The sequence below is a fragment of the Bacillus sp. FCW2 genome, assembly GCF_021228595.1.
In the GTDB taxonomy this organism is placed as follows: domain Bacteria; phylum Bacillota; class Bacilli; order Bacillales; family Bacillaceae; genus Bacillus; species Bacillus velezensis.
Window position 1 is genome coordinate 716,426 of record NZ_CP089436.1, and the last position, 18,712, is coordinate 735,137.

Annotated in this window: 20 protein-coding genes; 16 read left to right on the forward strand and 4 right to left on the reverse strand. The window is 45.7% G+C overall.

The genetic code is table 11. The features are described from left to right. Positions 1 to 141 precede the first annotated feature (141 nt). Complete coding sequence (alaP, locus tag K3G25_RS03630; protein ID WP_017418420.1) at positions 142 to 1,545, forward strand: alanine permease AlaP; 1,404 nt, start codon at positions 142 to 144, stop codon at positions 1,543 to 1,545. A 177-nt stretch (positions 1,546 to 1,722) separates the two neighbouring features. On the opposite strand, the gene K3G25_RS03635 is transcribed toward alaP, so the two are convergent. Next, positions 1,723 to 2,238 (reverse strand): gamma carbonic anhydrase, encoded by a 516-nt coding sequence (locus tag K3G25_RS03635; protein WP_026092272.1) that lies wholly within the window; start codon positions 2,236 to 2,238, stop codon positions 1,723 to 1,725. 46 nt (positions 2,239 to 2,284) lie between these two features. On the opposite strand from K3G25_RS03635, the gene K3G25_RS03640 reads away from it, so the two are divergent. The 3 genes from K3G25_RS03640 to K3G25_RS03650 all read left to right on the forward strand — a co-directional run bounded on the left by K3G25_RS03640 (position 2,285) and on the right by K3G25_RS03650 (position 5,084). Continuing rightward, the gene (locus K3G25_RS03640) at positions 2,285 to 3,064 is read left to right on the forward strand and encodes an alpha/beta hydrolase (RefSeq protein ID WP_003152261.1); all 780 of its coding nucleotides are present in this window, start codon (positions 2,285 to 2,287) and stop codon (positions 3,062 to 3,064) included. 20 nt (positions 3,065 to 3,084) lie between these two features. Continuing rightward, positions 3,085 to 4,164: a tetraprenyl-beta-curcumene synthase family protein gene (locus K3G25_RS03645; RefSeq protein ID WP_038461867.1), complete on the forward strand. Its 1,080-nt coding sequence runs from the start codon at positions 3,085 to 3,087 to the stop codon at positions 4,162 to 4,164. Between the two features lie 110 nt (positions 4,165 to 4,274). Then, positions 4,275 to 5,084, forward strand: a complete 810-nt coding sequence (locus K3G25_RS03650) for a glycerophosphodiester phosphodiesterase family protein (RefSeq protein ID WP_021494494.1) — start codon at positions 4,275 to 4,277, stop codon at positions 5,082 to 5,084. A gap of 17 nt (positions 5,085 to 5,101) precedes the next feature. Here K3G25_RS03650 and K3G25_RS03655 read toward each other — a convergent pair whose 3' ends face one another. The 3 genes from K3G25_RS03655 to K3G25_RS03665 all read right to left on the reverse strand — a co-directional run bounded on the left by K3G25_RS03655 (position 5,102) and on the right by K3G25_RS03665 (position 6,966). Further along, on the reverse strand, positions 5,102 to 5,296 hold the full coding sequence (locus tag K3G25_RS03655; protein WP_003152265.1) for a hypothetical protein: 195 nt from the start codon (positions 5,294 to 5,296) through the stop codon (positions 5,102 to 5,104). A 123-nt stretch (positions 5,297 to 5,419) separates the two neighbouring features. Beyond that, a complete protein-coding gene (locus K3G25_RS03660) occupies positions 5,420 to 6,001 on the reverse strand; it encodes a tRNA 5-(aminomethyl)-2-thiouridylate-methyltransferase MnmM (RefSeq protein ID WP_007613246.1) in 582 nt (193 codons plus the stop codon). After that, the gene (locus K3G25_RS03665; RefSeq protein ID WP_007408822.1) at positions 5,998 to 6,966 is read right to left on the reverse strand and encodes a tRNA modification radical SAM protein MnmL/YtqA; all 969 of its coding nucleotides are present in this window, start codon (positions 6,964 to 6,966) and stop codon (positions 5,998 to 6,000) included. The genes K3G25_RS03660 and K3G25_RS03665 overlap by 4 nt, the downstream gene beginning before the upstream one ends. A gap of 237 nt (positions 6,967 to 7,203) precedes the next feature. Here K3G25_RS03665 and K3G25_RS03670 point away from each other — a divergent pair, with 237 nt between their 5' ends. The 12 genes from K3G25_RS03670 (at position 7,204) to K3G25_RS03730 (ending at position 18,648) form a co-directional block, all read left to right on the forward strand. After that, on the forward strand, positions 7,204 to 7,476 hold the full coding sequence (locus tag K3G25_RS03670) for a YtzC family protein (RefSeq protein ID WP_003152272.1): 273 nt from the start codon (positions 7,204 to 7,206) through the stop codon (positions 7,474 to 7,476). A 347-nt stretch (positions 7,477 to 7,823) separates the two neighbouring features. Further along, on the forward strand, positions 7,824 to 8,216 hold the full coding sequence (gene ytrA, locus K3G25_RS03680) for a GntR family transcriptional regulator YtrA (RefSeq protein WP_014418691.1): 393 nt from the start codon (positions 7,824 to 7,826) through the stop codon (positions 8,214 to 8,216). Continuing rightward, positions 8,209 to 9,087 (forward strand): ABC transporter ATP-binding protein, encoded by an 879-nt coding sequence (locus tag K3G25_RS03685; protein ID WP_003152276.1) that lies wholly within the window; start codon positions 8,209 to 8,211, stop codon positions 9,085 to 9,087. Before ytrA ends, K3G25_RS03685 begins: the two co-directional genes overlap by 8 nt. After that, positions 9,081 to 10,067: an ABC transporter permease subunit gene (locus K3G25_RS03690; protein ID WP_182071936.1), complete on the forward strand. Its 987-nt coding sequence runs from the start codon at positions 9,081 to 9,083 to the stop codon at positions 10,065 to 10,067. Before K3G25_RS03685 ends, K3G25_RS03690 begins: the two co-directional genes overlap by 7 nt. Before the next feature lie 15 nt (positions 10,068 to 10,082). Next, the gene (locus tag K3G25_RS03695) at positions 10,083 to 11,069 is read left to right on the forward strand and encodes an ABC transporter permease (protein WP_021494491.1); all 987 of its coding nucleotides are present in this window, start codon (positions 10,083 to 10,085) and stop codon (positions 11,067 to 11,069) included. Between the two features lie 36 nt (positions 11,070 to 11,105). Then, positions 11,106 to 12,086 carry an ABC transporter permease gene (locus tag K3G25_RS03700; RefSeq protein WP_232489592.1) on the forward strand — a complete coding sequence of 327 codons (981 nt, stop codon included), beginning with the start codon at positions 11,106 to 11,108 and terminating at the stop codon, positions 12,084 to 12,086. A 15-nt stretch (positions 12,087 to 12,101) separates the two neighbouring features. Further along, positions 12,102 to 12,797 carry an ABC transporter ATP-binding protein gene (locus tag K3G25_RS03705; RefSeq protein ID WP_007408816.1) on the forward strand — a complete coding sequence of 232 codons (696 nt, stop codon included), beginning with the start codon at positions 12,102 to 12,104 and terminating at the stop codon, positions 12,795 to 12,797. Continuing rightward, the gene (locus K3G25_RS03710; protein ID WP_232489593.1) at positions 12,787 to 14,097 is read left to right on the forward strand and encodes an ABC transporter permease; all 1,311 of its coding nucleotides are present in this window, start codon (positions 12,787 to 12,789) and stop codon (positions 14,095 to 14,097) included. Before K3G25_RS03705 ends, K3G25_RS03710 begins: the two co-directional genes overlap by 11 nt. A 63-nt stretch (positions 14,098 to 14,160) precedes the next feature. Further along, positions 14,161 to 14,856 (forward strand): response regulator transcription factor, encoded by a 696-nt coding sequence (locus tag K3G25_RS03715; RefSeq protein ID WP_014418686.1) that lies wholly within the window; start codon positions 14,161 to 14,163, stop codon positions 14,854 to 14,856. After that, complete coding sequence (locus K3G25_RS03720) at positions 14,849 to 15,853, forward strand: sensor histidine kinase (protein WP_061862497.1); 1,005 nt, start codon at positions 14,849 to 14,851, stop codon at positions 15,851 to 15,853. Before K3G25_RS03715 ends, K3G25_RS03720 begins: the two co-directional genes overlap by 8 nt. Positions 15,854 to 15,955: 102 nt before the next feature. Next, positions 15,956 to 16,711, forward strand: a complete 756-nt coding sequence (locus tag K3G25_RS03725) for an ABC transporter ATP-binding protein (RefSeq protein ID WP_007408812.1) — start codon at positions 15,956 to 15,958, stop codon at positions 16,709 to 16,711. Continuing rightward, positions 16,708 to 18,648, forward strand: a complete 1,941-nt coding sequence (locus K3G25_RS03730) for an ABC transporter permease (protein ID WP_232489594.1) — start codon at positions 16,708 to 16,710, stop codon at positions 18,646 to 18,648. Before K3G25_RS03725 ends, K3G25_RS03730 begins: the two co-directional genes overlap by 4 nt. Positions 18,649 to 18,712 lie beyond the last annotated feature (64 nt).

The window sequence follows — 18,712 nt, forward strand, 5'->3', positions numbered from 1 at the left end:
CCGCTCTGTTTTCGACAAAGTATTACGCAATATTCAGAAAAAGGTTATAATAGGACTAATCGGGTAGATTCCGGAAAGTGTTTTCTGGCTATTTCGTCTCGGTTTGTTGTTTCTTTGTCAAAATCAGGGGGAGGGAGAGTTATGCAAAACAAAGAAAAAACGCTTCACCGCGGCTTGGAAGAGCGGCATATCTCGCTTATGTCGTTGGGCGCCGCGATTGGAGTCGGGCTGTTTCTCGGGTCGGCTTCTGCCATAAAGCTTGCCGGGCCGGGGATTTTAGCCGCTTACGCCTGCAGCGGACTGATTATGTTTTTTATTATGCGGGCATTAGGGGAAATGGCGATTCAAAAGCCTGTAGCCGGCTCATTCAGCCGGTATGCCAGAGATTATCTCGGTCCGCTTGCCGGGTTTTTAACAGGCTGGAATTATTGGTTTTTATGGGTTGTTACCTGCATGGCGGAAATCACCGCGGTCGGCATTTATATGGGCTACTGGTTCCCTGACGTGCCGTCATGGATCTGGGCGCTTTGTGCACTCGTCATTATGACGGCTGTCAACTTTCTGGCGGTTAAAGCGTACGGTGAGCTTGAATTCTGGTTTGCGCTCATTAAAGTCTTGGCGATTCTGTCAATGATCGCGATCGGTCTGGTGATGATCGTATTCGGTCTCGGAAACGGAGGCGTTGCGCTCGGAATCAGCAATTTATGGAGCCACGGCGGCTTTTTCCCGAATGGGATTAAAGGGGTGCTGCTGTCGCTTCAAATGGTCATGTTTGCCTATCTCGGGATTGAGCTGATCGGTGTCACAGCCGGTGAGGTCAAAAATCCGGAAAAATCACTGGCGCGGGCCATAGATACTGTTTTTTGGCGCATTCTCATTTTTTACGTCGGAGCTTTGTTTGTCATTATGTCAATTTATCCGTGGCAGGAAATCGGTTCAGGCGGAAGCCCGTTTGTTTTGACATTTGAAAAAATCGGAATCCCCGCTGCAGCCGGAATCATTAATTTTGTCGTATTGACGGCGGCTCTTTCTTCCTGCAACAGCGGGATCTTCAGCACGGGGCGCATGCTGTTCAATCTGGCGGAGCAAAATGAAGCGCCTAAAGCATACGGTACGGTCACAAAAGGCGGTGTGCCGGGAAAAGCGGTATTGGTTTCAGCGGGCGCGTTGTGCATCGGCGTTTTGCTGAACTACGTGGTGCCGGCGAAAGTGTTTACGTGGGTGACGAGCATTGCGACGTTCGGGGCGATTTGGACATGGTCGATTATTTTGCTTTCCCAAATGAAATACCGTAAAAGCTTACAGCCGGAACAACGGAAAAAACTGAAATATAAAATGCCTTTATACCCCTTTTCCTCATATATCTCGCTGGCATTTCTCGCTTTTGTCGTTGTGCTGATGGCTTTTGATGCAGAGACCAGGGTGGCCGTCATCATCGGTCCTGTCTGGTTCGGCATATTATTAGCCGCCTATTACGGGAAAGGTTTCCATAAAAGAAAAGACATAGGTCTGGAAAACGGACAGACATTCGCCGAAAAAGCGTAAAAAAAGAGCCCGGGACATGGGCTCTTTTTTTCATAGGATCGGGCCGGCGGGGGAAGAATAAAACAAATTCCTGAACATTTTGCTTCTGTTTCCTGACAATCGGGAGAATGCAAATGGTTTTTACTTAAATAATATTTTGAAAAATGGTACAGTAGTAAAAACAAAGCTGATCTATTTTTATTTCTTTTGCAGTGTTTTATAATATCGGCCTTTTTCAACATATTCCGTTCTGATTCTTTCCATGTCCTGTATGTCTTCTTCTGTCAGCCGGCGGATAACCTTTGCGGGCCGGCCGAACGCAAGACAGCCGGGAGGAATGGTTTTGCCCGGAGGAACGAGACTTCCGGCGCCGATAAACGCGCCTTCTCCGATTTCCGCCCCGTCAAGAATGACGGAGCCCATACCGATTAAAGCATTCTTTTTGATGATTGCGCTGTGCAGTGTAACCTGATGGCCGATCGTGACGTCATCTTCAATAAGAAGCGGGCGGTTCGGACTTTGATGCAGACAGCTCAAGTCCTGTATGCTGACTCTTTTTCCGATCCTTGTCGGCGCAACATCCCCCCGGATGACGGCCGAGAACCAGATGCTTGATTGTTCTCCGATCACGACGTCGCCCGTAATGACGGCGTTATCCGCAATGAACGCTTCAGGATGTATGTCAGGCGTAAATTGTTTATAAGGGTAGATTATCATGTCTCATCCTTCTTTCTCTAAATTTATGTAAGAGGTGAACTGCATGTGGACTTGGAAAGCAGACAGGCCCGTCGGTACCATTGTCATTATCCACGGGGCGAGCGAATACCACGGGCGTTATAAATGGCTCGTTGAAATGTGGAGATCTTCCGGATATAACGTGGTGATGGGCGATTTGCCCGGTCAGGGAACGTCGACCCGCGCCAGAGGGCATATTCGCTCTTTCCAAGAATACATTGATGAAGTAGATATATGGATTGATAAAGCGAGAACGCTTGAAGCGCCCGTTTTCCTTTTGGGCCACAGCATGGGCGGACTGATTGCGATAGAATGGTTTAAGCAGCAGAGAAATCCCCGCATTACGGCACTCATTTTATCATCACCTTGTCTGGGTCTGCAAATAAAAGTCAATAAAGTCCTTGATTTTGCGTCTAAAGGACTGAACGTCCTCGCTCCGTCCCTCAGAGTGGATTCCGGCTTATCACCTGATATGGCAACGAGGAATGCGGATATGATTGAAGCGGATCAAAACGACTCTTTATATGTCACGAAGGTATCCGTAAGATGGTACAGAGAGCTTTTAAAAACCATTGATGCCGCTATGGTGCCGACTGATGCGTTTTTAAAGGTGCCGCTTTTGCTTATGCAGGGCGGTGATGACAAAATCGTCGATAAAATGAAGGTCCGCAAATGGTTTTCCGGTGTGGCTTCCCATAATAAATCGTACCGGGAATGGGAAGGGCTTTATCATGAAATTTTTAATGAACCGGAAAGAGAAACTGTGTTTAAGGCGGCAAAAGCCTTTACAGATCAGTATATTTGAATTCGCTGGGGGTGCATATGTTGACAGTACCGGAACATCCTTTTAACCTTATGGCAAAAGTGTATCGGGAAATTTTTCCGCTCGTTCATCAGGAATTGAACATGTGGCGGGAAAAATCAGATTCCATTAAAAATACCGAACTGCGGCAGCAGGCGGCCGCAAGTATCCGCGATAAATCGTTTCATTGTGAAGGCGGCGGCATTTTAGCCCTGCTTTCGGGAGAGCAGAAACAGAAATGCGTGCAATTTATCATCGCGTATCAGACAATCAGTGATTATCTGGACAATCTGTGCGACCGCAGCACCTCGCTTGATCCCGAGGACTTCCGCATGCTTCATCTCTCCATGCGTGACGCGCTGACGGTCGGTGCCGAGGTGCGGCCGTACTATCAGTACAGAGAGGAGCGGGATGACGGCGGTTATCTTCATGAGCTGGTCAGAACATGCCAGCGGGTGCTCGGGTCAATAGAACATTACGGTATCATTAAACCTTATTTGCTTGAGCTATGTGATTATTATTGCGATCTTCAGGTTCATAAGCATGTCGTTGAGCATGAACGCGTTCCGAGGCTTAAAGGCTGGTTTGAGCAGTACCGGTCACAGCTTCCGGAAATGGAATGGTTTGAATTCTCGGCCTGCGCCGGATCGACGTTAGGCATTTTCTGTCTCGTTGCTTACTCGTTCCAGCCTGATTTTAACGAACATACCGCTGAGAAAATCCGCAGCAGTTATTTTCCGTACATACAAGGGCTGCATATACTGCTTGATTATTTAATTGACCAGGAAGAGGATCTGCTTGAAGGCGATCTGAATTTCTGTACGTATTATCAGTCTCATGAAGAAATGATGCAGAGACTGCAGCATTTTATTGAAAAAGCGGATGAACATTTGCAAGGCATTCCGCATGAAAATTTTCACCGGCTGATCAACAGGGGGCTGCTCGGCGTCTATTTATCCGATGACAAAGTCGCCGGCCAAAAAGAAATGGGCCGCCTCGCGCGAAAGCTGATCAGGGCAAGCGGAAAAACGTCATTTTTCTTTTATATCAACGGAAGAGCCTACCGCAAATTTCAGAAGATGGCTTGGACGAAAAGTTCGTAATGGGTGAACTGCGCCTCTCGTGTACATCATGACGGCGCAGTTTTTTATTTATGACGTGAAGTATGAAATGAAACATTGTTTGCGCCTGCAGAATATGATACTTTAATTTTATGAAAAAATTAAAGTATTTAGCGGCTATAGCATTACTTTCCATTTCCGGAGGCTGCTCCGTCATCCATGCTTCCGCCGGCTATCATCCTGTCTTGATAGCGCACAGGGGCTCTTCTGCGATTGAGCCGGAACATACAGCTTTGTCTTATACACGTGCGATTAAAGACAAAGCAGATTATATTGAGATAGACTTACGGGAGACGAAGGATGGCCATCTGATTGCAATTCACGATAAAACGGTAGATCGGACAACAGATGGTAAAGGGATGACAGATGATCTGTCTTTGGCTCAGATTAAGAAACTGAATGCGGGAAAAGGAGAAAAGATTTTAACATTAGAAGAAATCATACAGAAATTCGGACAAACTGCCAATTACTATATTGAGACAAGAGAAAGCAACGGCAGCCTGGTGATGGAAAAGAAACTGATTGACATATTACAAAAACATAAGCTGATTTCCAGCCATAAAGCAGTCATTGAGTCTTTTAGCGGGAAGAGCTTAAAGAAAGTTCGATCTATGAATAAAAAAGTTCCTCTTGTCCGATTATTAAAAGATAACGAGGCTGAGGAGATAAATGATAAGCAGCTGCAAACCATCAGAACGTATGCTGATACAGTCGGGCTCAACGCCAAATTGGCAAATGAAGCAGTCGTGAAGCGCATTCATCACAATAAGATGAAAGTGCACGTGTTTTTTGATAAGGAAGACGAGCATACGCTGACGCCTATTATGCTGAAACAAAAAGCAGATGGTGTCTTTACAAACAATCCCGCTTATACACGCGGCGTGCTGCAAAACAGTAAATAAAAAGAGACATGCGCATTTTACGCTGTCTCTTTTTTTAACGGTTTCTTTTTTGCCGCAAGGTGCATTGCGAATTTGCCGATCAGCCCGATGACAAAAAATGCAGCAAACCACCAGTAATAGGTTTTCGCGAACTCAAATCCTAAATGTCTTGATAAAATGATGACGAACATCACATAGGGAACACTTGAAAATATGATGCGAAGAATATTCAAACTGCCGCTCCTCCCAGATGTTACACTTAAAAGATGTGCTTTTTTTCCATTATTTCATAGTAATTGATTTTTCTTGAAAAGTAAACAAAAAAAGAGTCGGCCCGCTTATGACAGGCCGATTCTTTATTTGCCGGCAGATTTCTTTTCAATCGCTATAATAAACGGCGGGTCGTTTCGCTGGTTGAGAAAGCCGTAGCTCAGCACGCGCGCTTTTTCCTGATCAAGATTGCTGCAGTACTCCAGTAATGCACTTTTTTCCGTCTTGCCTTCAGGATGCCCGTGGTACACAACGAGAACGATCAGCCCGTTCTCCTTCAGCAGTTCAAGGAGCTGTTCGATCGCGGAAATGGTTGAGTGACCGTTTGTCGTAATGCTTTTATCGCCGCCGGGCAGATAGCCGAGATTAAAGACGGCGCAAGCCACACGACCGTGCGCATCTTCAGGCAGCGATGCCTTTATTTGATCATGGCTCTTATGGTGAAGCGTGACGCGCGGGCCGAAGTCGGCACCGAGCCGCTCCTTCGTTTTAGCGAGTGCGTCCGCTTGAATATCAAAAGCATGAACATGTCCTGTCTCACCGACAAGGCCGGCCAGAAAATATGTATCATGTCCGTTGCCCATCGTCGCGTCAACCGTGATATCACCTTCCTGTGCGGCGGACTTCAGCAATTCTTTACTGAAAGGGAGGATGTGCATCAAGGTCATAGGGCGGTCTCCTCCCCGATCTTTCTGAAGAGCTTCCCTTGATAGCTTCCCCGTGTTTCCAGCTCTTTTTGAATGGCGCCCAGTACTTCCCACTTATTGACGCTCCACATCGGTCCGACCATTAATTCGATCGGCCCGTCTCCCGTAATGCGGTGAACAATCATTTCCGGGGGAATGATTTCGAGCTGATCACATACAAGACTTACATACTCTTCTTGAGAAAGGAACTCCAGCTTTCCTTTTTCATATTGCTTCACCATCGGTGTGCCTTTTAATAAGTGAAGCAGGTGAATTTTAATGCCTTGCACATCCAAATCAGCGACGGCTTTGGCCGTCTCCATCATCATGTCCCTGTTTTCAAGCGGAAGCCCGTTAATGATATGGGAACAAACGCGTATGCCGTGTTTTCTCAGTTTATTGACACCCTCAACATAGCAGTCAAAATCATGGGCGCGGTTGATCAGAAGGGCGGTCCGCTCATGCACGGTCTGCAGCCCGAGTTCAACCCACAAATATGTCCGCTCATTCAGTTCGGCCAAATATTCCACGACATCGTCCGGCAGGCAGTCCGGACGGGTCGCGATCGACATGCCGACAACGCCGTCAAGCTTGAGGACGGATTCGAATTTTTCACGCAGTTCCTCTACCGGGGCATGCGTATTCGTGAACGCTTGGAAATATGCGATATATTTGCCGTCTTTCCACTTTTCGTGCATGCGGTTTTTAATATCGTGAAATTGCGTGAGTAAGTCATCGGCCCGATTGCCGGCAAAATCGCCGGAGCCCGCCGCGCTGCAGAATGTGCAGCCTCCGTGTGCAACCGTGCCGTCCCGATTCGGGCAGTCAAAACCGCCGTCAAGCGCGACTTTAAACACTTTATGCCCGAAATGCTCCCGCAGATGATAATTTAATGTATGGTACCGTTTTTCCGTATTTGAATAAGGAAAAGGGTTATTCTCGTTCAATGTTCAAAAAGCCTCCCTCACATCAGATGCATCCTAAAATTGTAGCATGAATGATGGGGGTTCACAATCTGAAAACAGGATGCTGCTTTCTTTTGTTTATTATGACTCCAGGCAGGATTCTCATTCTTTTAGCTTAAACGCGGAAAATTTGGTTCTCTTTCCTGAAACCTTCGGGTGTTATTATTTTTGGTCCGCTCAAACTAAGTTTGATTTCCCATTCACTGAGGAGGGGTTTCGTTGGCAACAAGACAATCAGTAGATGAACATCTCCAAAGAAGCGAACAGGCGTATGAATTTGCGAATGAGCAATTTATGACCGCTTCGAAACAAGAGCATTATAATGATAATGAGTACAGTGAAGCGCAAATGATGCTTGAAAACGCGGTGAATGAATTAAACAAGCTGTCATTATCTGCGAATGATCAGCAAAGAGAGCAGCTTTACCGAATGAGATTGCAGCTGCAGACCTTGCAAAACAATATGATTTTGCAGCGTAATTTTGATTACTGACCGCTCCGTTTCAAATGGTTCAGCCAACCTGCCGGAATCCCGGCGGGTTTTTTTGTATTTTTTTAAAAAAAGAATTGACAATAGGGCGGAGTGTGTTTATTGTATTACGTGTACTACTTGATGTAATACACATAAAACACTCGAAAAATGAAATCGACATATAAATGTTAAGCATAGGGAAGGGGAACTTTCATGAAAAACAAAAGATCCGTAAAACAAGATGTGCCTCTTATTATCGCCGCCTCGGTTTTGGCCAGCAGTCTGTTTGCCGTTCTTGTCGTCATCGGATTTCAATGGCAGAACATTTAAAGAAAGAGAGCAGCTCGTAAAAGAAAGAAGGGAAGTAAATGATTCAAATCGATCCGAGAAGCTCAACTCCGATTTATGAGCAGATCATACAGCAACTGAAAGAGCTTTGTTTAAAAGGGATCATGAAGCCGGGGGATAAACTTCCTTCTGTCAGGGAATTGGCAACGATCATTATCGCCAATCCGAACACAGTCAGCAAAGCGTACAAGGAGCTCGAACGCGATGGTGTCATTGAAACGCTGAGGGGAAGAGGGACGTATATATCGGAGAATGCAAAAACGACATTGGTTGAAGGGAAGATGACGATGATAAAAGAGCAATTGAAACAGCTCATCATCGATGCCCATTACGCGGGAGTTGAGCTGGAGAAGCTGCAGGAATGGATAAAGGAAATCAGCGCTGATCTGAAAGGAGGCAAGGATCATGATTGAATTGCGGAATCTCTCAAAAACAATAGACGGTAAAGAAGTGCTCAAGGATATTTCGCTCACCATCGGAAAAGGGGAAATTTTCGGGCTGCTCGGGCGAAACGGATCAGGGAAAACAACGCTGCTCCGGCTCATTCAGCAGATTCTGCTGCCGGATCAAGGGACGGTTTTATTTAATCAGGTGGAAATAAAGCGGCATCCGAAAGTAAAACAGAACATCATTTATATGCCTGTTGAAAATCCTTTTTATGACAAGTATACATATAAACAGCTAGTTGCGATTGTAAGCAGAATCTATCCGAATTTTGATGTGACTTACGCCAATGAGCTGATGAACAGGTACGGCATTCCGGAAACGAAGAAATACCGTGAATTATCGACAGGCCTGAAAAAACAGCTTGCGCTCGTCCTTGCCTTTGCTTCACGTCCGGCTCTTATCCTTTTGGATGAACCGACGGACGGAATTGACGCCGTAACGCGTCATGACGTGCTTCAGCTTATGGTGGATGAAGTGGCTGAACGGGAAACGAGCATTCTGATTACCTCACACCGTTTAGAAGATATTGAGCGAATGTGCAACCGGATCGGGTTTTTGGAAGGAAATCAGCTGACGAATGTAATGGACTTGGATGATATGAAGGAAGAGTACATGAAAATCCAAATGGCATTTGAAGAGGACGTCGCCTTGAAGATCAGAGAACAAAACATACCGATTCTCGACCATGCCGGTGTGTTTTATACGGTGCTGATTCAAAAGAACGATGAAAAGAAAAAGAACTTTCTGCAAGAGCTGCAGCCGAAAGTATGGAACGAACTTCCTGTGAACTTAGAAGAAGTCTTCATCGCGAAGTTTGGAGGGAACCGGAGATGGTAGACAGGGGATTGCTGTACAGAGAATGGGTGCAGAATCGAACTGTTCTTGTGATGGTCGGCATTTTTTTAGCGGCGGTCAATCCATTTGAAGTGTTAAATACCTATCTGGTCTATCAGGGCTGTCTGGATACCCACGGAGCATATTGTAAGTTTTATGTGAATTCTTTGGATAGCGGAATGCTGAACTTGAACTGGGCGCCCGCTGTCATTTTGGCGGTTTGCTTATTCGGACTGGAGCGTACGAAAGGAACGATTGATGCGCTGTTCAGTCTGCCTTATTCCCGCGCTCAGGTGTTTCACACCAAATTTTGGCTCGGGGCGGTGATCATTACCGGCTCTCAGGTCACAGGCTACGGGCTGGCTGAGCTGCTCATTCTTCTGTTAAAGCCTGAGCGCGTATATTTCTTCCACCATTACAGCGTCGGCGAAATCATTGTGAGTGTTTTGGCTTTTACATTGGTCGCGAGCGCAGGCTGCTTAACGGGCAATACGTTCGCCCAGCTGTTAACGGCGTTTGCCGTGTCGATATCACCATACTTGATCATTACGTTGCCATTGTCCAATGTAGAAGTCATCTTCGGAGCCGGCATGTATGAGCTGATGCCGTCAGTCGATGCTTATATCAAAGTATACAATCTTTTTCAATACTTGAATCCGATCATGTACATTGATACAGATTGGGTATCTGCCAGCAAGTATATATTAATTATCCCGGCAGTGATGAGCATTTTATTTTATGCCACCGGGTACTTTTGCTATGTCAGGCAGCCGGTGGAACGGAACGGCCGTTTTTTTCTCTGGAGACAGCTTGACCGGCCCATTCAGATTGTGGTGATCATAATCGCCGTTCTCGGTTTTGGCCTGGCGGGGTACTCGACGGGACATACGATGACAGGGTATGTGGCCGGGATGCTGGTCGGAGGAGCGGTCGGATTTTTGGTCAGTTATTTTGTGATTTATAAAAAAACGAAGCATGTGTAAGAGAGGAGGACCGGAATGATACCGCGGGGATTGTTGTACACAGAATGGAAAAAAAATCAGTGGTTGTTTTTATGCAGCGGCATTCTTTTAATGGCGGCAAACCCTTTTATGGTTTATAACAACTACTCAACATATCAAGAATGTTTGAATAACCCAGCTCTTCAAGATTGTGAATTCGTTGTCAATTATACGAATGGGTCGCCTCTTTCCTTCAGCTGGATTGTGAGTGTCATCATTGCCGTCTTCTTATTAGGCTTGGAACGGACAAAGGGAACGATGGATGCCTTGTTAAGCATGCCTTACAGCAGAGGCCAAATCTTTCAGACGAAATTCTGGCTCGGCGGGGCAGTCATTGTTGTTCCTCAGGCGATAGGCTATGGAACGGCGTCATTGCTGATATCTTTGCTGAAACCGAGCCATACGTACGATTTTGATCATTTTTCAATCGGAATGATTGTCATCAGTTTTATGGCTTACGCCTTGTTAATGGCATCCGGCGCATTAACGGGACAGATATTCGCCCAGCTGTTAACGGCGTTTACCGTCACAGTTCTGCCCTTTTTACTCATCGGTCTGCCGGCCGCGAATTTGGAGGTCGTATTCGATTTTAGTGTCGGAGATCAATTTTCTTTTATCAGCAGTTATATCGAATCCCGTCTTTTTATATTTGTAACCCCTATTGGATATGTGTTTAACGACTGGATCAGAGAAAGGGATTTGATTTTAATCATTCCGATTGTGATGAGCCTTGTCTTTTATCTGATCGGTTACGTCAGCTTTCTGAAACATCCGAATGAACGGAACGGCAGATTCTTTCTTTGGAGAAAATTGGACCGGCCGGTGCAGATCTTGGTGATTGCCTTTGCCGTTATGGGTTTCGGCGTTTTCGGATATGGGGTCACAGACACGATGTTCGGCTATTTAGCCGGCATTATCTTCGGCGCGATTATCGGGTTTTTCATCAGTTATTTTACGGTTTACAGGAAGTCAAAGCATATGTAGATCTGTTTGAAAATGAGCAGTTTGGAGGAAGGCAAGGTGCCGATTAGCGGTTTGCTTTATAAAGAATGGAAGCAGCGGCAGACGCTGCTGCTTCTTACATCGGGGTTCTTAGCTATTTTAGGCCCTTTGGCAATTATAAATGAGTATTTTCACTATAAGGATTGTTTAAAAACACTTCATCAATATTCAGGTTCAGTTTGTACGTTCAGCATTGATTACAGCAATCGGAATTTGATTGGGCTGCATTTCATTCCTCCGGTTATGATGGGGCTTTTTCTGATAAGAGGAGGCAGGGCTGAAAGGATGTTTACACTGAGTCTTCCGTATTCGAGAAGCCGGATATTTCATACGAAGTTTTTCTTGGGAGCAGCCGTGTTAGCCGGCTCGCAGTTTGTTTCTTACGGAGTATCTGACCTATTGTTTCTAGCGCTTAAACCTGACGCTGTCCATCATTTTCAATCATTCAGCTCAGGGATGCTGGTCATCAGCTTGATGATTTATGCATTAGTGACAGCTGCCGGCACGATAACGGGCAATTTAGCGGCGCAGCTGATCACGGCGTTCACGGTTTCCGTCTTTCCGATCGTGGTTATGACGATTTACCTGTTAAACGCTGAGTTCCTTTTTGGCAGGCAGGCTGTGCCGGATATTGATTTCCCTTGGAGCGGATTTCTGATCTATTTCATGCCTGCCGCTTACATCCATACCTCATGGATGTATTACATGAAACACGCATTGTTAATCTCCGCAATTATGGGATTTTGTTTCTATCTATTCGGCTATGCGAATTTCCTGAAAATGCCGAGTGAACGAAGCGGACATTTTATCCTAAGCAAACACATTGAACGCACCATTCAAGTGCTCGTCATGGTGCTCAGTATGCTGGGAAGTGCGGGGGTATGCGGATATGCTTATAACGGTTCGTATACCGGTTACATATTCGGCATGCTTATCGGTGCGGTGATCGGGTTTTTCATCAGTTATTACTTCATCTATAAAAAAACGAAACTTATATAAGGGGGAGTGGTGTACATGATAGAAGTACAGCATATTGATCATTCATTTAAAATCGGCAGGAAAGGCAGAGAGAGTGAGGTTCCGGTATTGAAAGATGTCTCTTTGACCGTTGAAAAAGGGGAAATTGCCTGTATCGTCGGGCGGAGCGGTTCCGGAAAATCAACGCTTCTGAATTTAATTTCCGGATACATAGCGCCGACGAAGGGCCGTATCGTCATTAATGGCACTGATGTGACGGGCTTCAGTGAAAAAGAGTGGGCGCAGTTCCGCCTCGGGCATTTCGGTTTTATTTTTCAAAGTTTTCAGCTCATTCCGAGTCTGACAACCTATGAAAATGTTGAAATGCCGCTTGCCTTAAAAGGCGTCAAACCGTCTGAACGCAAGCAGAAAGTCGCGGACATGCTGAAACGGGTCGGACTTGAGAATCATGCGAATCATTATCCGAATGAGCTGTCAGGCGGCCAGCAGCAGCGTGTCAGTATCGCAAGAGCCCTGATTTTAAATCCGTCGATTATTTTAGCTGATGAGCCGACGGGAAGCCTCGATTCAGAAACGGAGCTTGAGGTGCTTGCGTTAATTCAGCAGCTGAACCGGGAGCGCGGGATTACATTTGTCATCATTACGCATGACGATGAAGTCGCTTCAATCGCGCATTCAAAATTCCAGCTGCATGACGGTGTATTAAAAGGGGGCGTTACTGTTGAGATTTAAGGATCAGATTCACTTTATCAGAAGAAATATGAAGAAAAACCGGCTGCGTGTTTTCATGACGGTGCTGGCAACGACAATGGCGTGCGCGTTTTTGGTCGTGCTGTCGTCCGTCGGATTCGGCATCCAAAAAACGATTACAGACATTACGATGAGCCAGCAGATTGTTACGGAAATCAATGTGCTCGGCCAAGAGAACGGAAAAGCTGTGAAGAAATCAGACTTGGAAAAGTATAAAAATGTCAAGTCTGTCGTTGAAAGAACACAAGTGTATGAACCGAATAAAGCGTCGTTAGGAAACCGAACAAATGAAGATTCAGCCATTGTGCTGACAAACATGAACGATGAAGTCAAAGCCAATATGGAGCTTGATCAGGGAAGGGTCGCCCGTACAGAGAATGAAATCGTGGTCGGCTATGATTTTGCGAAGAACCTATTGACGAAAAAAGAGGCTGACGCTTACGACAAAGAGTTAAAGGATCACCAAGGCGACATGTCGGAGGTGAAAAAACCAAAAGGCTATACGAAAGACCTGCTTAATAAAACGATACAGCTGAGCATCTCCAAAACAAACAAAGACGGAGACGTTGAGAAAACGAAAACGTACGACTTCAAAGTAGTCGGAATTACAAAAAAACCGTCCCAAGATTGGATAGAGGATACAAATATTTTTGTAAGTGATCAATTCAAGAAGGACTTCTCAACATTCTTGGATCTGAAGAATGGAAATGTGGAAAAAAACATCAATGTGTATGCGGACAAATTCGAACATGTCGATCAGCTTACCCATGACCTCACGGATGACGGCTTTTATGTCAGATCTGTCACAACCGAGCTGAAGGGCGTCAATACCTTCTTCCTCGTCTTTAAAATCGGCCTGATCTTTGTCGGCTTTATCGCCGTCGTGATTTCTGCCATCGGTATTTTCAATACGATGACGATGGCGGTGACGGAACGAACGCAGGAAATCGGGATTATGAAAGCGATCGGCGCAAGCCCGTCCATCATCCGCAGAATGTTCCTGATGGAAAGCGCCTATATCGGGATATTAGGTTCTGTCATCGGGATTATCATTTCTTACGTAGTGAGTTTTGCCGTCAATCTGGCTGTGCCGGTTATTTTGAAAGCGGTAGGGGGAAACACCGGAGCCGAAGATCTTCATTATACCTTCTCCTATATCCCGCTCAGCCTCGTTGTGATCGCAGTTGTCATTTGTGCGGGGGTCGCGGTGATTTCCGGTATGAATCCGGCCCGCAAAGCGACAAAAACCAATGTTCTGACTGCATTAAGAAGAGAACTGTAACGGAAAAAAGCCGGCTGAACATCAGCCGGTTTTTCCTCTATCTATCAGAAAAGGGCGGATACCATGTTTCACATTTTGTTAATAGAAGATGATAACACTTTGTTTCACGAGATGAAAGAGAGATTAACGGGCTGGTCATTTGCGGTGCACGGAATAAAAGATTTCAGCCGTGTCATCCGGGAGTTTTCCGAAATTAAGCCTGATTTGGTGATCATTGATGTACAGCTGCCGAAATTTGACGGCTTTCATTGGTGCAGAATGATACGCTCCCAATCAAACGTGCCGATTCTCTTTTTGTCCTCGCGCGATCATCCCGCGGATATGGTCATGTCGATGCAGCTCGGGGCAGATGATTTTATTCAGAAGCCTTTTCACTTTGATGTGTTAATCGCGAAAATACAGGCGGTGTTCCGCCGTGTGCATCAATACGGCACAGAACCGGCGCTGATGAAAAGATGGTGCGGGGCGGTCATTGACACAGAAACCAACACGGTCAGCCGTAAAAACGGTTCGGTCGAGCTGACCAAAAACGAAATGCTGATCTTAAAACTGCTGGCTGAGCAGAAAAATAAAATCGTCAGCCGGGAAGAACTCATCAGAAGCCTATGGAATGATGAGCGTTTCGTCAGTGATAATACGCTGACGGTGAATGTCAACCGGCTGCGGAAAAAACTCGATCAATTAGGCATCGGGAAAATGATTGAAACCAAGGTGGGGCAGGGATACATCGCAAAGGAAGAAGACGGTCTTTATGATTAAGTCATTTCTGCTCGAAAGAAAAAGCTGGATCGCGATGTTTCTTTTGCAGCAGGCTGTGCTCCTTTTTGCGGCATATATTGATCCGTCTATTCCGTTTTTTTCGGTGCTGTATTTCGTTTACCTGTCGCTTCTTGTGTTTCTTGTATTTCTCTTGTTCCGCTATCGTAAAGAGACCGCCTATTATAAAAGCTTAAGAGAATGGGACGCCAATTTAGACATGTCTTATCTTAAAGCGCCTGACAGTCCGTTTGAGTCTATCGTTGAAGAAAGCATTGAAGGGCAGACGGAGCAGTTAAGAAAAAGCTCCCTTCATCTTCAGGCGGCGTCAGAGCATGAAAAGGACGATCTGATGTCATGGATTCACGAGGTCAAAACACCGCTGACAGCGATGCATCTCATGATCGAGCGCCTTGATGAACAGCAGCTGAAAGCCCCTTTGCTGTATGAATGGCTGCGGATTCACCATCTTCTGGACCAGCAGCTTCACCAGAAACGATTGTCCTTTATTGAAAATGATTTATCATTCCAGCGCATTCAGCTCAGACCGCTCGTTTTCAAAGAAATTAAAAATCTGCAATCATGGTGTATACAAAAAGGGATCGGGTTTGACATTCAGCTTGATTCACCAGACGTTCACAGTGACGGAAAATGGCTTTCCTTCATCATCAGGCAGCTGTTAAGCAATGCCGTTAAATACAGTGAAGCGGATGACATTACCGTAAAAAGCTATGAACAAAACGGCCGGGTGCATGTGGATATCGAAGACCGCGGCATCGGCATCGAGCCCAAAGATCTTCCGCGCATTTTTGAAAAGGGATTTACCTCGACGCGAATGAGGCGTGATCACGCGTCAACGGGGATGGGCCTGTATTTGGCTCGAAAAGCCGCGGCTCCGCTTCTTATTCAGATCAGCGTGCGCTCTGAGCCGGAAAGCGGCTCGGTTTTTACCTTGGTGTTTCCGAAACAGAACGATGCCGTCAGCATGTTCAGCGTGTGACAAAAGTGTCACATGCTTTTCTCTTTTGTTCGCTTAATCAAACGAAAAAAACGGTTTCTGTTTTTAAAATAAAGATAACCAATGTAAAAGGAGAATCATAACGTGATGATTTTAGAAGCAGGCAATATACAAAAAAGCTACGGAAACAAGCTGAATAAACAAGAGGTGCTGAAAGGAATTGATCTTCAGATTCACAAAGGGGAATTCGTCAGCATTATGGGCCCGTCGGGATCAGGGAAAACGACCCTTTTGAATGTGCTTTCCTCCATTGATAAAGTGAGCGCGGGCACCATTAAACTGAATGAGACGGAGATTACATCCATGAAAGAAAAACAGCTTGCCGAATTCAGAAAACGGCATCTTGGCTTTATTTTTCAGGATTATAATTTATTGGACACCCTGACCGTGAAAGAAAACATACTCCTGCCGTTATCCATTACGAAAATGTCTAAGAAAGAGGCGGACCTGCGATTTGCCGAGACGGCAGAGGAGCTTGGGATCTATGATTTGCGACATAAGTATCCGAGTGAAATTTCCGGCGGGCAAAAACAGCGGACGTCTGCCGCAAGAGCTGTTATTCACGAGCCGGGCATTATTTTTGCTGATGAGCCGACCGGAGCGCTCGATTCAAAGGCTGCCATGGATTTACTGAATAAACTCAGCCGTCTGAATCAAAAACGCCGCGCCACCATTGTGATGGTGACGCATGATCCGGTTGCCGCCAGCTATTCCGGACGTGTGGTTTTCATTAAAGACGGCCGTGTGTATACACAGCTGAATAAAGGCGGCCAGGACAGACCGGACTTTTTTCAGGATATTATGAAAACGCAAAGTGTATTGGGCGGGGTTCAGGCATGAGTATTCATCATTTGATCTTCCAGAACCTGAAAAAGAATATGAAAAACTATTACCTTTACGTTTTTGCGCTGGTGTTCAGCGCCGCCCTTTATTTCGCGTTTGTCACGATGCAATACGATCCGGCGCTTGATGAAATGAAAAGCTCCATAAAAGGAGCGGCGGCAATCCGGGCCGCCTCTGTACTGCTTGTGGCGATCGTGTCGGTATTTCTTTTATACGCCAACACCATTTTTATTAAACGGCGCGGCCGGGAAATCGGCTTATTCCGATTAATCGGCATGACGAAAATGCACATTTTCCGCATACTCAGCACAGAAAATTTCATTTTGTATTTCGGATCGATTTGGATCGGTATTTTTGCCGGCTTTTCTCTCTCGAAATTATGTATGATGATGCTGTTTCATACAGTCGGTGTGAAAGCCTCTGTCTCACTGTTTTTTTCAAGCAAGGCGCTCGTTCAGACGTTAATTGTGTTCGGTGCAATTTACCTGCTGATTATGATGATGAATTACTTATTTATTAAACGGCAAAGCATTTTGTCTTTATTTAAAACCGCGTCATCGTCAGAAAGCGGCATAAGACGGCTTTCTTGGGTGCAGATGTCGATCGGCGTTATCGGTATTGCGGCCATTATCGCCGGCTATGCCGTGTCCGCAGATTTATTCGGAGGCAGTTTTACGAGCATGAACGAACTGTTTTCGGCAATGGTGTTTATTCTCGGCTCGGTCATTATCGGAACCTATCTGTTTTATAAAGGTTCGGTCAGCTTTCTGGCAAATCTCATCCGGAAATCAAAAGGCGGGTATCTGAATGTCAGTGAAGTGCTGTCTTTGTCATCCATCATGTTCCGGATGAAGTCAAACGCCGTGCTGCTGACGATTATTACGACTCTTTCGGCGCTGGCAATCGGTTTGCTGTCTTTAAGCTATATCTCGTACTATTCCGCGGAAAAATCGGCTGAGCAAAATACAGCCGCGGACTTTGCGTTTGATAACCAAAAGGAGACTGACTCATTTACCGCTTTATTGAAGAAAAACGGAATTGAACACAAAGTGAAAACAATCAAGACCATTCAAGCCGGTGTCAATATGAAGAACATCATAAACGGCGATATGAAAAGCTTTCAACAAGACCCGTCCAGCTTGGCGCTGCCGATTATAAGCGAGAAAGACGCAGAAGGGACGGAGCTTTCTGACGGAGAAGCCGTGTTTACCGGATATAATGATATGATGAAAAGATTTCTCGACCTGAAAACGTCAGGTTCCATTGATATAAACGGCAAAACGGATAAAATACCGCTGGCGTATAAGGGCTTGAAGAACGACTTCCTCCTGTCATATACATTTACAAGCGGAGGGCTGCCGACCGTTATCGTCACGCAGCAGGTATTTGATCGGATCGAGAAAGATATCGACCCGTCCATCCAGGGAAAATCAAATCGGTTTTTCGGCATTACACTCAAACGTGAAGAGGACATCCAAAAAGCTGATGGTCTGTTTCAGGCGCAGCACTATTCTGACGGCGCGCTTTCACAATTTGAAACGGCTGACACCCAAAAGAAAAATATGGGGCTGATCATGTTTATTGTCGGCTTTTTGGGATTAACCTTTCTGATCACCTCAGGCTGTATCCTTTATTTTAAACAAATGGGCGAGTGTGAGGATGAGAAGGCTGATTACACAATATTGCGGAAGCTCGGCTTCACAACGGGGGATCTGCTGAAAGGCATCCGCCGGAAGCAGGCGTATCATTTCGGGATTCCGCTCGTTCTCGGGCTGTTCCACAGCTATTTTGCCGTTCAGTCAGGATGGTTTTTATTCGGAACGGAAGTGTGGACGCCGATGATCATCGTCATGGCGCTGTATACGCTGCTGTACTCCATCTTCGGCATGCTGTCGGTGCTATACTATAAAAAGGTCATTCAATCCGCATTGTAAAACAAGTTGAGGAGCCTCCGCATAAGCGGAGGCTTTTTTTGTATGAATAGAAGAAAGCGATTTT